Source organism: Rhodopirellula sp. P2, from assembly GCF_028768465.1.
GTDB lineage: Bacteria > Planctomycetota > Planctomycetia > Pirellulales > Pirellulaceae > Rhodopirellula.
Map to the genome: position 1 here is coordinate 7,058,128 of NZ_CP118225.1, position 15,580 is coordinate 7,073,707.

The 15,580-nt window shown below is 58.5% G+C and carries 10 protein-coding genes and 1 other RNA gene; 6 read left to right on the forward strand and 5 right to left on the reverse strand.

The window, feature by feature from the left end; genetic code table 11:
• Positions 1 to 120 precede the first annotated feature (120 nt).
• A complete protein-coding gene (gene trxA / locus PSR62_RS24855) occupies positions 121 to 447 on the forward strand; it encodes a thioredoxin (protein WP_274405648.1) in 327 nt (108 codons plus the stop codon).
• 151 nt (positions 448 to 598) lie between these two features.
• Here trxA and PSR62_RS24860 read toward each other — a convergent pair whose 3' ends face one another.
• Both PSR62_RS24860 and PSR62_RS24865 read right to left on the reverse strand, forming a co-directional pair.
• The gene (locus tag PSR62_RS24860) at positions 599 to 2,086 is read right to left on the reverse strand and encodes a DUF1501 domain-containing protein (protein WP_274405649.1); all 1,488 of its coding nucleotides are present in this window, start codon (positions 2,084 to 2,086) and stop codon (positions 599 to 601) included.
• Positions 2,083 to 5,343 (reverse strand): PSD1 and planctomycete cytochrome C domain-containing protein, encoded by a 3,261-nt coding sequence (locus PSR62_RS24865; RefSeq protein ID WP_338020118.1) that lies wholly within the window; start codon positions 5,341 to 5,343, stop codon positions 2,083 to 2,085. The genes PSR62_RS24860 and PSR62_RS24865 overlap by 4 nt, the downstream gene beginning before the upstream one ends.
• Positions 5,344 to 5,840: 497 nt before the next feature.
• Here PSR62_RS24865 and PSR62_RS24870 point away from each other — a divergent pair, with 497 nt between their 5' ends.
• The 4 genes from PSR62_RS24870 (at position 5,841) to PSR62_RS24885 (ending at position 10,346) form a co-directional block, all read left to right on the forward strand.
• Positions 5,841 to 6,359 carry a gamma-glutamylcyclotransferase family protein gene (locus PSR62_RS24870; protein ID WP_274405651.1) on the forward strand — a complete coding sequence of 173 codons (519 nt, stop codon included), beginning with the start codon at positions 5,841 to 5,843 and terminating at the stop codon, positions 6,357 to 6,359.
• A gap of 250 nt (positions 6,360 to 6,609) precedes the next feature.
• The gene (locus tag PSR62_RS24875; RefSeq protein ID WP_274405652.1) at positions 6,610 to 8,745 is read left to right on the forward strand and encodes a carboxy terminal-processing peptidase; all 2,136 of its coding nucleotides are present in this window, start codon (positions 6,610 to 6,612) and stop codon (positions 8,743 to 8,745) included.
• 28 nt (positions 8,746 to 8,773) lie between these two features.
• Positions 8,774 to 9,178, forward strand: an RNA gene (rnpB, locus tag PSR62_RS24880) — RNase P RNA component class A.
• A gap of 127 nt (positions 9,179 to 9,305) precedes the next feature.
• A complete protein-coding gene (locus PSR62_RS24885; protein WP_274405653.1) occupies positions 9,306 to 10,346 on the forward strand; it encodes a ThiF family adenylyltransferase in 1,041 nt (346 codons plus the stop codon).
• 265 nt (positions 10,347 to 10,611) lie between these two features.
• Here the strand turns inward: PSR62_RS24885 and PSR62_RS24890 are convergent, their stop codons facing one another.
• From PSR62_RS24890 to PSR62_RS24900, 3 genes are all read right to left on the reverse strand, one after another.
• Positions 10,612 to 10,965: a nucleotide pyrophosphohydrolase gene (locus PSR62_RS24890; RefSeq protein WP_274405654.1), complete on the reverse strand. Its 354-nt coding sequence runs from the start codon at positions 10,963 to 10,965 to the stop codon at positions 10,612 to 10,614.
• Positions 10,966 to 11,068: 103 nt separating this feature from the next.
• On the reverse strand, positions 11,069 to 12,379 hold the full coding sequence (gene mtaB, locus PSR62_RS24895) for a tRNA (N(6)-L-threonylcarbamoyladenosine(37)-C(2))-methylthiotransferase MtaB (protein WP_274405655.1): 1,311 nt from the start codon (positions 12,377 to 12,379) through the stop codon (positions 11,069 to 11,071).
• 33 nt (positions 12,380 to 12,412) lie between these two features.
• On the reverse strand, positions 12,413 to 12,763 hold the full coding sequence (locus PSR62_RS24900; RefSeq protein WP_274405656.1) for an ATP-dependent Clp protease adaptor ClpS: 351 nt from the start codon (positions 12,761 to 12,763) through the stop codon (positions 12,413 to 12,415).
• Positions 12,764 to 12,946: 183 nt separating this feature from the next.
• On the opposite strand from PSR62_RS24900, the gene PSR62_RS24905 reads away from it, so the two are divergent.
• Positions 12,947 to 14,365: a dipeptidase gene (locus tag PSR62_RS24905; RefSeq protein ID WP_274405657.1), complete on the forward strand. Its 1,419-nt coding sequence runs from the start codon at positions 12,947 to 12,949 to the stop codon at positions 14,363 to 14,365.
• Positions 14,366 to 15,580 lie beyond the last annotated feature (1,215 nt).

Below are 15,580 nucleotides of genomic sequence, written 5' to 3' on the forward strand. Positions count from 1 at the left end.
TCGTTCTGAGCGACAGGTTGTCCCACCGACTCCAATTCAACCGTTAGGCAAATTGACAGTTTCCCGACGGCTTCTAAAATCACTCTTCCAATAACACCGTAACGTTCAAGGACCTTGGCCATGGCCTCAGAAGCAGTCAAAGAATTCAACGACGACAATTTCGATTCCGAAGTCCTTCAAAGCGACAGCCCTGTGCTGGTCGATTTCTGGGCTCCATGGTGTGGTCCTTGCCGTCAAATCGCACCCATGATCGACGAACTGGCTTCCGAAAATCCTGGCGTCAAGATTGGCAAAGTCAATATCGACGACAACCCAGGTGCCGCTCAGAAGTTCGGCATCAACAGCATCCCAACTTTGTTGCTGTTCAAGAACGGCGAAATCGCGGACACCTTCGTTGGCGTTCGCCCCAAAGCCGCTCTGCAAGACGCCCTGACTTCGGTCAGCTGAATTCGGAACCGAATTCCAGTTGAACCACTCGATACACCTCGCGTTCCCATTGGGACGCGAGGTTTTTCAATGCGCTGGCGATGCGTGGGAAAGCACGGTGGGCCACACCGTTCTTTCCCGCGTTCGACTCCGGGTTCTTTCCCGCGTTCGCTCACGCCAGAATGTCGGTCACCAATTCGCCGTGCACATCGGTCAATCGATAGTCACGGCCCTGGAAACGATAGGTCAGTTGTTTGTGGTCAAAGCCCAACAGATGCAAGATCGTGGCGTGCAAATCATGCACGTGCACCGGGTTCTCAGCCACATCGAAACCGAGTTCATCCGTTTGCCCGTAAGCCAAACCGGACTTCAATCCACCGCCCGCCATCCACATGCTGAATGAGTTGGGATGGTGATCGCGACCGTCGTTGCCACCTTGAACCATCGGGGTCCGACCGAACTCACCGCCCCAGATCACCAGCGTCTCATCCAACATGCCCTGCTGCTTGAGATCCTTGACCAACGCAGCGCAAGCCTGATCGGTGTCGGCACAGTTTCGCTTCAAGCCTCCCGTCAAACCACCGTGCTGATCCCATGATTCATGGAACAGTTGCACAAAGCGAACCCCTCGCTGAACCAAGCGACGGGCCAACAAGCAATTGTTTGCAAACGACATTTTGCCCGGTTCGGCACCGTACAACTTCAGAATGTGTTCCGGTTCGTTGGCGAGTGACATCGCCTCCGGTGCGCTCGATTGCATCCGGTAGGCCATCTCATACCCATTGATGCGGGTCGCAATTTCGGGGTCCCCGACCACATCCAATCGCCGCCGGTTCAATTCATTGACGGTTTGCAACGACTGTCGCTGGGACCAATCGCTGATGCCGGGCGGATTGGACAGGTACAGCACGGGATCGCCACTGCTGCGGAACTCCACCCCGGAATGCAACGAAGGCAGGAATCCTGAATTCCAATTCCCAGACCCGGCACTGGGCCCCTTCTGCCCGCTGTTGAAAACGACAAAGGCGGGCAGATCACGTGATTCGCTGCCGAGCCCATAAGTGGTCCAGGCCCCCATGCTGGGTCGTCCAAACTGTTGAGACCCGGTGCTCATCATCAACTGCGCGGGAGCATGGTTGAACGCGTCGGTCTTCATCGACCGGATCAAACAAATGTCGTCGAGCACACCGCCGGTGTGAGGCAGCAATTCACTGATCGGTGTTCCAGCCGATCCCTTCTTTTCAAATTTGAATTTCGGTCCCAACAGTTTGGAGTTCGGATTGATGAACGCCGCGCGGTAACCGTCCAGCAACTCCGGCGGAGGCAGCGTTCCATCGAGACGCTCCAAGTCCGGTTTGTAGTCAAACATCTCAAACTGGCTGGGCCCGCCGCCCATGAACAACAAGATCACGTTCTTGATTTTCGCGGGAAAGTGAGGGGCTTTGGGCGCCATCGGGTCCACCCGCGATCGGTCGGCCTCCGCGACACCTAATTCACCGGCCTCGGCCATCAAAGACGTCAGGGCAATGTGGCCCAGACCGAGTCCACACTGCTGCAGGAACCAGCGTCGCTTCATCAAATCCAATCCCTTCGCCAGCTGCGAGGGATTGATGGATTCAGACTGGGTGGATTGCAAGCAAGGCATGTTGAAAGACTTCATGATTTGGTGATCGTTTCATCCAAGTTCAAAATCGTGCGACTGACCGTCATCCAGGCTGCCAATTCAGCGGCGTCGAATCCGGTGAGCTGCTGGCACAATCCTGCGGGGACTCCCAACAACTCCGGCAGATTCAGGTTCCCATCGGCAATGTGTTGACGTTGTTGCTGAAGCAAACGCAGCAGGATTTGAACTTCCTCCGCATCGGGTTCGCGACTGGTGCACCATCGAAACGCAAACTGAATTCGTTGGGCGTCATCGGCCGACGCTTCCCGCAGAATGCGTGCTGCCAACGCTCGTGCCGCATCGACAAATTGAGGTTCGTTCATCAACACCAGCGATTGCAACGGAGTGTTGCTTTGCTCGCGACGAACGCAGGCCGCATCGCCTTTGGGTGCATCGAAGACTTGCAGCGGCGGGTAGGGAACGCTGCGGTACTGGTGCACGTACAGACTCCGGCGGTATTGGTCGGACCCCGTCGACGTGTTCCAAATCTTGGGTCCGTAACTGGTTGGCGGTTGAAACAAAAACCCCGGGGCCGGCGGGTAGATGCTGGGACCACCGACGGATGTGTTCAGCAAACCACTGACCGACAGGGCCAGATCGCGAATCATCTCGGCTTCCATGCGGTGCCGAGGGCCGCGAGCGAGCCACTGATTGTCGGGATCCTCTCGCCAGGCCTGATCCGGGACCGTGGACGATTGGCGGTAGGTCGCTGAATCGACAATCAAGCGATGAATGTGCTTCAGTCGCCAACCGTTTTGCATCAGTTCGGTGGCCAGGTAGTCCAACAGTTCCGGGTGAGTCGGAGCGGCGGATTGGAACCCAAAGTCTTCCGGCGTGGAAACCAAACCACGCCCAAAGTAGGCCTGCCAGATTCGGTTCACGATCACGCGGGCGGTCGTCGGCGAATCCTTTGACACCAACCACTTTGCAAATCGCAGACGATCCGGGGCGTCATCACGGGGCATCTCGTGCAAGAAATCCGGAGCGTCCGGCTGGACCAGGTCGGTCGGATTCAAGAAGTCGCCTCGAGAGAACACAAACGTTTCGCGAGGATGCTGGGTGGCTTGCGCGACAAGCTGCGTGGTCGTTTCGGGGAACTGCTGCCACAGCGCTTCCACCTGGGCATTGAGCGCCAACAGATCGTTCTGGAGCGTGGACGTCGAAGGATCATGATCGCTCGACGACTCATCGCTGTTCGCCACCTCATCGCTGTTCGCCAGGTTGTCGTTTGTGAGTCCGGCGGTCGCCAGCGAACGATGCCAGGCCGTGAACGCGAGTTCGGCTTGCGAATGCGTCCAATCATTGGGATCCATTGCCAAAACGGATTCCGTTTCGGTGGGAACCGAGGAAGCAGGCAATTCAGCCGCGTCGGTGATGCTGACGCGATAACGTCCGATCAAGAAGTTTTGATTGTCATCGCTGTTCCAGCCCCCGTGCTTTTGCACCAACGTGAACGTGACTTCGGCTTGGTCGTTGATTGTGACGGGTTCTTCGGGGACGAACACAATGTGACGAGATTGGTTGCTGCGTCCGGGCCCGATGTCCGTGGTCCACGCGGTGGCTTCATCGCCATCGATCGCGTATTCAGGCGGGCCCACAACACGCGTGTCTTTATCAGGGTCCCGATTGCGGTATTGCGGCTTCAACGTCTGGCGTGCCGGATTGGCATCGCTGAACGCGCGATGAAACTTCACCCAAACGGCCGGCTTGGGATCACCCTTTTCATCTTTGGTCAGCGGGGTGATTTTGAGTTTGAATTCGGACAACGCCCCCGTGCCATCGATGCTGCGGCCGGGGCCACCACGAGGCAACTGCGGATGCGTGAGCGCATCGAGTCGAACCGCGGTGATTGTGCCCAGGTGAGTTTCCAGGGTGAAGTCGTTGCTGACTTTGGTGGGTGCGTAGCTTTCGCTGACAATCGATCCATCTTCCAAGACGTTGAACTTCTGGCCTTCGAACGGAACCGTGGTGGGATGCAGCACTTGCCAGGCGACGTGGTTGCCAGATCGCGACCGAGCCCACTCGGCCACCTGTTCCCGCCACTCAGGATGTTCGCGTTGAAACGCCTTTTCAGCCGCTTCGATCGACGACAGCATGTCCTCGCGTTGTTTCGTTTGCTCGGGGGTGAAGACGGTGATGCAGGCTTCGTGAAAATCATTCAGGGCCGCGAACATTTCGTAGTATTCGTGGTGACTGATCGGATCGTATTTGTGCGTATGACATTGAGCACACTGGGTGGTGATGCCAAGCACTGATTTGCCGATCGCGTCCATTCGATCGAACATGCCTTCGATACGAAATTGTTCGGGGTCGGCCCCGCCCTCTTCGTTGGTCATCGAGTTCCGTAGAAACCCAGTCGCGACACGTTGGCTTTGCGTGGCACCGGGCAGCAAGTCACCGGCGATCTGTTCCAGGATGAATTGGTCGTAGGGCATGTCTTGGTGCATCGCATCGACGACCCAATCACGATAGAACCACACATTGCGTTGCATGTCCTTTTCGTAACCCGCTGAATCCGCGTAGCGTGCCGCGTCGAGCCACCAACGCGCCCAGCGTTCACCGAACGAGATGGATTCCAACATGCTGTCGCTGAGTTGTTGCAACAGCAACTCGGGATCATCCGCGGAGGCGAGCTGATCCAACGTTTGCAGTGTGGGCGGCAAGCCCGTCAGATCCAAATGCAATCGACGCGTCAACGTTGCGATGTCGGCGGGCTGGTTGGGGGAACGCTGGGTGGCTTCCAAGCGTGCCAGCACAAATCGATCGATGTCGTTGCGGCACCACTGCGAATTGGAAACGCTCGGTATTTCGGGAACACGTGGCGGGACATACGCCCAATGCTCTTCGTAGATGGCACCCTGATCGATCCAGCGCTGGATCGCGATTCGTTCCTTGTCTGTGATTGTCTTGCCGGTGCTGGGTGGCGGCATGACCAAGTCAGGATCATCGCTGGTGATCCGCGCCATCAACTCGCTGGCATCGGCGTCGCCGGGATCGATCGCCCCACCTTCGATCGCTTCGGCCCGCAGGTCCAATCGCAAACTGGCTTCTCGGGTGGATTCATCGGGTCCGTGGCAAAGAAAGCACTTGTCCGACAGCACGCTGCGAATGTCTCGATTGAATGAAACCTCCTCGGCGGAGGTCGGCCGAATAGCGGATCCCAGTGACCACACCATCCCCACAAGCAAGACTGGCAGGGAAGTTCGACAGCAAAAGCTTCGAAGACAAAACGATTCGGCAGCCATTGGCTTCATTCAATTTGTTCGGCGGGACCAACCAAGATCCGCTCGCTGTGATCTCACCTCACCGACCGCTGACAAGCGAACGGGCAAGGGTGCTCCGGCAAGTGAAGTCTCGTCGGCGACAGTTCCGCCATCGCGGGTGGGCAGGGGAGGGTGCTGAGACAGCAACGGAAGGGGATCCCCCATTGTATCAGCGATGAATCCCCCACGCCAAAACGATTGTCTTCCTTTTCAGAACTCGTATCCCGGGAACAATGCAGCGAGTCTCTGCCTGGGCTGACGAAAATCACTTCGACTGGAAGGCTTGGGCTGTTTCGCACTGGCAAAGCGAAACGCAATTTGCGCTCACGATTCGGAGAATCGAGCGACATTGTCGCACAACTCTCCGAGTTGTCAGCGTTCGCCTCGGATGGGCTAATACTCGACGAAGCACATCTTTATCAGCCCAGGCTCTGCCCCCAGGGCCAATCCGCACGGCGTTTCTATCCGTTGACACAAGTTCGAACCGAATGAATCCGATTTCCTATGCCGGCACGATCCCGGAGAACCCCGATGAGGTGGTTGTTTACTTTGTCTACGGGACGCTGTGCCGAGGTCAGTGCCGGCAACATTGTTGGCCGATCACCCCGCTGGCCGTTCACCCGGCTTGGGTTCAGGGGACCTTGTTCGGTCGCGAAGACTACCCAGCCTTGAGACCGGGAAACCAGCGTGTGGGCGGGGAATGCTGGTTCTTTTCGAAGCCAGATGCTCAGCGAGTGACCGCAGTCCTGGATGAAATTGAGGTGACAAATCAACCGGGACACCCCAATTTGTACGACCGCGTTGAATTGCAAGCCAATCTGGTCGCACCCTCCCACCAGAAACCAGTCAATCAGGTTGGTTTGCCGCAAACCTGGGTGGCGTCCGCCTATCACTACGCCACCGATCCGCTGCGGGACGGGTTCGATCGCTTGACGGAGCGAGAGACTGAATACGGAACGCTGGTCCTTTGGCCACCAGAAAAATGGCGATTGCCTCGTGACCTTTGAACCACCGGCGGGGTTGAACCGAATTAACAAGGTGAAATCAGCCGCCCCCTGCCTGAGATCGTAGGTCGTTCCGAACGCCACCAGCGGGACCAGGTCCTGTGGGGACATTGGGAAATCAAGGTTGCCGTTTTTTCGCCACACTCCTAACATCGAACTGGACGGACGCGCGCAAGCTGCCTGAATGCCCTATTTTGGTAGGCACGCATTCCTCCAACCTCTGTCGGTTTTTCCTTTTACCCGATCGTGATCTATGTCGTTTCGTCAAATCCTTCCCGTCGCGTTCCTCGCGGTGGGGTGCATCGGTTCCACACCGCTTCCACAACCCGCCGCCGCGCAGGAACAAGTCGTCGAGCGGGCCGCACCGGAACAAGTCGCTCCTCCGCAGCCCACGCCTCAGGACAAAGTGATCGCGAAGCTGATCGCCAAACTGATGCCCAGCAATCATGTTTCGGGCAGAGAACTCAATGACGAAATCAGTCGTCGAGCTTTGGATTTGTTTCTCGAATCCTTCGACCCGATGAAGCTGTATTTCTTGCAGAGCGATGTCGACGAATTCAAACGTTACTCCGAAGTGGTGGATGACCAAGTTCGCTTGGGCGACCTCAGCTTGGCGTATTACATCTACGGCCGATTCACTCAGCGTGTCGATGAACGTGTTGCCGTGGTGATGGAGTTGCTCGACAGTGACTTTGATTTCACCCGCGACGAACAAATCATCATCGACCGCGATGCCACCCAGTTCGCTCGCAACGCGGACGAAGCCCGGGACCGCTGGCGTCGTCAGATCAAATTGGCGCTGTTGGATTTGCGGAACGAAAAGGCGGACACAAAAGACGACTCGGAGACTGATGAACCCGAGTTGACCAAGGAAGAAATCACCGCAGACGCCAAGGATCAATTGCGTCGCCGTTACGCACGTTACGCTCGCCGTTGGAAACAAACCAGCTCGGATGATTTGTTGGAACTGTTCCTCACCTCGGTGACCAACGGTTACGACCCACACTCGACTTACATGTCGCCTGCGACGCTCGAAGATTTCGCGATCAGCATGCGTCTGAACCTGGATGGCATCGGTGCCTCCTTGGGCGAGAAAGACGGCAACACGGTTGTGCGTCAAGTCATCCCAGGCGGAGCGGCTGACTCGCACGGCAAACTGAAGCCAGACGATGTGATCGTCGCCGTTGGCCAAGACGCGGAAGGCGAGATGGTCGACATCGTGGAAATGCCTCTCAAGGAAGTCGTCAAGCTGATTCGTGGTCGGGCTGGCAGCGTCGTGCGATTGGCCGTTCGTCCCGGTGGCACAGGCAACGAAGAGATTTTCAAAATCGTTCGCGCTCGCATCGAACTCGAAGACTCCGCTGCTCGCGGCGAAGTGATCGATCACGAAATGCCAGGGCAGGGAAAGGTCAAGCTTGGCTACATCAATCTGCCCAGCTTCTACATGGACATGGAAGCCGCTCGTCGCAACGAAGTGGACTACCGCAGCAGCACCCGTGACGTCGAACGAATCCTGCGAGACTTCAAGGAACAAAATGTCGGTGGCGTGGTCCTCGACTTGACTCGCAACGGTGGCGGCAGCTTGACCGAAGCGATCAGTTTGACCGGATTGTTCATCGACCGCGGCCCGGTGGTTCAAGTCAAGAACTCAGACGGGTCGGTCCAACAATACGCCGACGACCAAAGCGGCACCGTTTGGGATGGCCCCTTGGTGGTCGTGACCAGCAAACTGAGTGCGAGTGCCAGCGAAATCTTCGCCGGTGCCATCAAAGACTACCACCGCGGGATCGTCGTCGGAGACCCGGCCACCCACGGCAAAGGCACGGTTCAGACGCTGATGGACATCGGTCAAAGCCTGTTCCGCAGCAACAACGCCAATTACGGGGCTCTCAAAGTCACGTTGCAACAGTTCTACCTGCCCGACGGAGAGAGCACTCAGCTCAAAGGCGTCGAAGCGGACTTGGTTCTGCCCAGCATGACCAGCAAGCTCCCCGTTGCCGAAGGCGACCTCGAATACGCCCTCGAATTCGACAAGGTCCCGTTGGCCAAACATAGCCTGTACGCGATGACGCCGGACAGCCTGCTCAACCAAATGCGAATCAATTCCGCAAACCGAGTCCAACAGGACAAGGAATTCAACGAGTTGATGCGTCGGATTGAGCTCTACGTTCGCGAAAAAGACCAAAAGAGCATTTCGCTGAACGAAGAAGAGTTCCTGCGTCGCCGGGCCGAACGCGAAGCCCAAACGGAAGCCGAAGAAGAGGAACTCGATGATGTTCTCAACAACGAGGAGATCTTCCGTGACACGTATTACAACAAAGAGGTCATGAACGTGGCCCACGAATACGTGACCGGACTGCGTTCGCAGAACTTGGCTGTTGCAAAGTAGCCGGCATGCTATCCTGGTCGTTGCAAGACGAGTGGGCGGGGTGATCGCTGGCACGGTTCGCGGTTCCCGCGTTTCCGGCTGGAGGAAAGTCCGGGCTCCGTAGGGCAGGATGGTCGATAACGTCGACCGGCCGCGAGGTTAGGGAAAGTGCAGCAGAGAGCAGACCGCCGAACGGTGACATCGCTTGCGGTGTCATGCGTGGTGAGGGTGAAACGGTGCGGTAAGAGCGCACCAGCGATCAGGGTGACTTGATCGGCTTGGTAAACCCCATCCGGAGCTAGACCAAACAGGGTGCATCATCGAGGCGGCCCGCCTCGTTATCGACACCCGGGTAGGTCGCAGTGGAGGCGACGAGCAATCGTCGTGCACAGATAAATGGTCACCGTCGATGCTCGCATCGGCACAGAACCCGGCTTACAAGCCCACTCGTTTTGCATTCTTTGTGCTTGAAAGCCATTCCGGGTAGGGGACTGCCCCTTTGGAAGCGGCTCATTTCAGACGGTTCTTCACGGGCTCGCCGGAGAGGGTCAGCCCCCTTTTCGGATAGGCACTTTGATTCCATGGCGATCTCCGACCCAAACGATCGATACCTCCGCCAATCGCAATTCGCCCCCATCGGCGAAACGGGGCAAGCCAAAATTGAATCGGCGCGGGTTGCGATCCTCGGCTGTGGTGCCCTCGGCTCCGTCGCTTCGGAACTGCTCGTTCGCGCCGGTGTCGGTCACATTCGTCTGATCGATCGTGATCTGATCGAGTGGAGCAACCTGCAGCGTCAAAGCCTGTACGTGGAATCCGATGCCGAGCAAGCCCTCGCCAAAGCCGAGGCCGCCGCCAGTCATCTTCGCGAAATCAATTCCAGTGTGGTGATCGAAGAAGTCGTCGCGGACATCCATCCGGCAAACATCGCGGAACACCTTCGCGACGTCGATTTGGTTCTCGATGCCGCCGACAACTTCACGCTGCGTCTGCTGCTGAACGATTGGTCGCTCTCGACCGGCACCCCTTGGGTTCACGGAGGCTGCGTCGGTGCCAACGGACAGGTTCGTTTCTTCGCCGGCGTGTCCCCCTGCTTCCGCTGCCTCGTCCCCGAGGTTCCCGACCCCAGCGAAGTGGCCACCTGCGATACCGCAGGAGTGATCGGCCCAGCCACGCACCTGATCGCCAGCTTGCAATCCTCCGAAGCACTCAAGTATCTCTCGGGCAACGCCTCTGCGATCAACCCGCGTGTGCTCTCGGTTGATCTGTGGCGCAACCAAATTCGAGAGATCGCGATCGACGATCAGCTGTCCAGCCAATGCCCGGCTTGCTCAGGTGGCCAACGAGCATTCCTGGATGCAGCGGAAGCGGGCGTTTCGCAAGCCGAAACGTTGTGCGGCCGCAACGCGGTTCAAATTCCCGGCGGAAGTCACCGGATCGACCTGGCCAAGATTGCCGAGCGTTGGAACAGCGTCGCGCCGGTCCAAGCAACCCGCTTTTTCACGCGTCTTCAATTGCCCGACGACCAAACCCTGACGCTCTTTCGCGACGGCCGAGCCGTGATCAGCGGCGTCCGTGACATCCCTCATGCGAGATCAATTTACGATCGCTACGTCGGTTCGTAAGCCAAGCCGGCAAACCAACCGTAGCCGGATTCGCCAGAATTCGGTTGGCGCCCGTAGGCCATGTCCCACATGGCTCCCACGCCGACGCTTTGGAACAAAGCGAGGCGTCAACGACGAACTTCACAAGGTCGAGTCTCACCGGCCAATCACCATCGCCAGGTAAGACCTGGCCTACAGGTAGCCGGATTCGCCAAGAATTCGGTCTTCAGGCGGGCGAACAGTTGCGAGACCGAATTCTGGCGAATCCGGCGACGAGGAACCTGGCCTACGCGTCGTTCGGGGCCGGATACTTGACCGCGTTGCGGATCATTTTGGCCCGCAGCGTGGTCGCCAAATCGATGTCCAACTTGTTCGCGATCGCCAGCAGATACGCCAAACAATCGGCGACCTCTTCGCCGACCTCATGAAGCTTCTGCTCGTCGTCCTTCACGCGAGCGGATTCTTCCGGCGTCAACCACTGAAAATGCTCCATCAACTCGGCGGTTTCAATCGCCAGTGACATCACCAGATTCTTGGGCTGGTGGAACTCATGCCAATTTCGTTCATCGACGAACTGATGCACGATCGCTTTCAGCTCATCGACGGTGGCAACGTCGTCCTTGCGAGGCAGTGAATTCACGCGATTGCTGTGTCTCAAATAGGAATGGAGGTTCTGGCCGGAGCAGAAGTCGTCAAGACTTTCGGCAATCCAGAATGCAAATCGAAACTCTTGACGAGTTTCGCTACCCGAAGACTTCGCTGCGATGCAGCGTCAGTTCCAATCGATCGTCTTGGATGCCAACCACTCGCGCGGTGACCAAGTCATTTTCACGCAGTGCGTCCGCGTCTTCGGCTTGGCGAGGACGATCCAGCGAGGCAGGTGCGTAGCGACACGTCGTGCCTTGCAGTCGCCCGTCGGGTGTCACTTCCTCGACCAACAACTCCACGTTCGTGCCCAGCAACGAGCGGTGATATTCGTCTCGCAGTTCGGCTTCGACTTCCCCCAACCGGTCGACTCGCTCGGAGATCAAACCTTTGTCGAGTTGGTCGTCGCGTTCGGCGGCGGGAGTCCCGCGACGAGCCGAAAACGGGAACGCATGAATCTTTGAGAAACCCGCTTGGCGACAGGTCTGCAATGTTTGCTCGAATTCCTCTTCGGTTTCACCGGGGAATCCCGCGATGATGTCCGTCGTGATCGCGGGTCGGTCCAACGATTCGCGAACCAGACGGCAACGGTCGAGAAACATCTTCGTGCCCCAGCGACGTCGCATGCGACGCAGGACGGAATCGCTTCCCGATTGCAAGCACAGGTGCAGGTGCGGCACGACCTTGTCGGGGAACTCGGCCATCACGCCAATCAATTCTCGCGTGACCTCGGTTGCCTCGATGCTGCTCATTCGAATTCGGAATTGGCCGGGGATCTGGCACAGGTCTTTGACCAAGTGCGCCAGCCGCACCCATTCTTCACGAGGCTTGTTGCGGTTCCAGTCGACTCCGTAGTGGCCCAAGTGAATGCCGGTCAGGATGACTTCGCGGTGTCCCGCGTCGACCAACCGAGTGACCTCGTCGACAATCTCTTGGCTGGGTCGGGAATGCAACTTCGGACGCACCATCGGGATGATGCAGTAACTGCAGCGAAGCAAGCATCCGTCTTGGACCTTCACATAGGCTCGTTTTCGACCAGCGAACCCGGACAAACCGGTGGGCACATCGATGACGCCGAAGCGGCCCATCAAATCGCCCAGTTCTCGTTTGTCGGTCAGGACTTCGACCACGCCGGGCAGAGCCCCGACTTCCTCGGGAGCCCGCGTGGCGTAACAGCCCATGACCACGATTCGAGCGTCGGGATTTTCGCGATGCAACCGCCGGACAACTTGCCGACTTTTCGCGTCGCCCGTTTCCGTGACCGTGCACGTGTTGACGATGCACAGATCGGCCGATTCACCATCCCTGGCGTCTTCGTACCCGATCGTTTGCAGGCCCTGTCGCACCAGTTCGGTTTCGTACTGGTTGACCTTGCAGCCCAGTGTGCGGGTTCGAATTTTCGCCGTCATCAGAAAAGAATGCCTGTTCAGCCTCGGGCTCGTTCAGCCACGAGCCGGTTCAATGGTGGCAGTCATGCTGCCTTTGCAACGGTCCAATTGTTCGTCTTTGCCAAACGCGTGGATTTGATCGCGTTTCAGTTCCGCCAGTTCCAACGTGGTGGTCATACAAATCGCACGGCCACTTTTGTCAACCTCTTTTGCGACTTGATAGCCTTTTTCGATGGGCATGCGGAACAAACGCTTCATCATCGAAATCACATAGTCATAGCTGTGGTCGGTGTCGTCCCACAGAATGACGTGATAAGGCGGTTGCCGTTTTGGCTTGCGGTCGCTGCATTGTTCTTCTTCCGTGACCACATCGGGCTCGGCAACGGCGGCGGAATAATCGGACATGCTTCCAACAGCTCCTCTTGAAATCTGGTGCAATCAGCGGCGTGTTACCCTGCCGCTTGGTGGTCCTGTTTTGGTTTGCGAAGTGCTATTGTAAGGACGTCCAGATAGACCTGTTAGTCCTCAATTACGGATTTTTCCGTATTCGAGGGCACGCCGCTTGATTCTCTTTCGCAATGCAAATCAATGTCCCAACCCGAACAATCTTCCACCCCTGCCACTCCCTCCGCCTCCCCCTTGCCCACGGAGGTTCAGTCGCGACTGGACGAGGGAAAGCAGCGTCACGAAGCGGAGTTGATCGAGTGGTTGAAGATCCCCAGCATCAGCAGTGACTCGTCTCGCCACGACGATGTGCAGCGTGCCGCCGATTGGCTGCGGGAAAAAATGAACGCGGCCGGCCTGCAGACCGAATCCATCTCCACCAACGGGTTCCCCCTGCTAGTCGCCTCCACCCCACCCGTCCCGGGCGCCCCCGTGGCCCTGGTCTACGGACACTACGACGTTCAGCCACCGGAACCCCTGGAACTGTGGACCAGCCCACCGTTCGAACCCGTGGTCCGCGACGGCAAAGTCTTTGCTCGCGGTGCGACGGACGACAAAGGCCAAGTCCTGACGCACATCCACAGCGTTTGTGACTGGCTGGCCAGCGGACAAGCTCTGCCGTTGCAGATCAAATTCCTGATCGAAGGCGAAGAGGAAGTCGGCAGCAAGAACCTGGACGAATGGTTGCCTCAGCTCGCTGAAAAGCTGGCCTGCGACGTCGTCGTGGTCAGCGACAGCAGCCAGTACGGCCCCGGCCGTCCCGCCGTCACGTGCGGATTGCGTGGGATCGCGACGTACGAGTTGTTCGTCGATGGCCCCAGCCACGATTTGCACAGCGGCAGTTTCGGCGGCGCAGTCGCCAACCCCGCCATGGCCCTGTGCCAGTTGCTGGCCAGCATGAAAGACACTGACGGAAAAATTGCGATCGACGGACTGTATGACGATGTCGCCGCGATTCCCGAAATCGAACGCCAAGCCTGGAAGCAGCTCGGTGCCGACGACGCTGAATTCGCCAACAGCGTCGGTGCCTCCGAACTGCACGGCGAAGCGGGCTACACCACCGACGAACGACGCTGGGCTCGTCCATCGCTGGACATCAACGGCCTGACGTCAGGGCATCAAGGCGAAGGCGTGAAAACCGTGTTGCCAGCCAAAGCGTCCGCGAAATTCAGCTTTCGACTGGTGCCCAACCAAGACCCGAAACGTTTGACCGGGTTGATCGAATCCCACCTAGAGCGTCATTGCCCACCAGGCATTCGCTGGACGTTGAAACCCGATCACGGTGCCGGTGCCATGCTGGCGGATGCCAACAGTCGCTACGCCAAGGCAGCCAGCGTCGCCGTCGAAAAGGCCTTCGGAACGCCGCCCGTGATGATTCGCGAAGGCGGCTCGATTCCGATCCTGGCGCGGTTCCAAGAAGTTCTGGACTGCGACTGCCTGCTGCTCGGCTGGGGCCAAAACGACGATGCCGCTCACAGCCCCAATGAAAAGTTCTCGCTCGAGGATTTCCACCGAGGCATCCAAGCCTCGGCCTCGCTCTGGCAAGCCATCGCCTCGGCCTGAGGCGGGCACCGCTCCGCGGTTCAGTCCCCCGCACAACCAGTCGCGAATCGATCGGTCGCGATCAGATCAGTCACGAACGGATCCGGCCCAACCAGTCGCGGAGCGACGTCAGCCGATAGCCTTGGGTTTCAACCCAAGGTCTCGTGACGCCACCCGCGCCACCCGAGTCGCAGAGTGACGGCAGCCGAAAACACGTCGCAAACACCTGTCGCCGCTCCGCGGCTGGCCGGTCTTCGTGCTGCCACTCCAAACCTCGGGTTGAAACCCGAGGCTGACGAATGTCACCGCTCCGCGGTTCAGTCCCCGGCGCAACCAGTCGCAGAGCGACGGCAGCCGGAAACACGTCGCAAACACCTGTCGCCACTCCGCGGCTTGCCGGTCTTCGTGCTGCCGCCCAAACCTCGGGTTGAAACCCGAGGCTGACAGATGTCACCGCTCCGCGGTTCAGTCCCCGACACAACCAGTCGTGGAGCGACGGCAGCCGATAGCCTTGGGTTTCAACCCAAGGTCTCGTGACGCCACCCGCGCCACCCAAGTCGTGGAGCGACGACAGCCGGAAACACGTCGCAAACATCTGTCGCCGCTCCGCGGCTGGCCGGTCTTCGTGCTGCCACTCCAAACCTCGGGTTGAAACCCGAGGCTGACGAATGTCACCGCTCCGCGGTTCAGTCTTCGGCCCAACCAGTCGCAGAGCGACGGCAGCCGATAGCCTTGGGTTTCAACCCAAGGTCTCGTGACGCCACCCGCGCCACCCAAGTCGCAGAGCGACGGCAGCTGGAGACACCTCGCAAACACCTGTCGCCGCTCCGCGGCTGGACGGTCTTCGGTGTTACCGCCCGAAACCTCGGGTTGAAACCCGAGGCTGACAGATGTCACCGCTCCGCGGTTCAGTCCCCGGCGCAACCAGTCGCAGAGCGACGGCAGCCGATAGCCTTGGGTTTCAACCCAAGGTCTCGTGACGCCACCCGCGCCACCCAAGTCGCGGAGCGACGACAGCCGGAAACACGTCGCAACACCTGTCGCCGCTCCGCGGCTGGCCGGTCTTCGGTGTTACCGCCCGAAACCTCGGGTTGAAACCCGAAGCTGACGAATGCACCGCTCCGCGGTTCAGTCTTCGGCACAATCAGTCGCGGAGCGACGGCAGCCGATAGCCTTGGGTTTCAACCCAAGGTCTCGTGACGCCACCGGCGCCACCCGAGTCGCAGAGTGACGGCA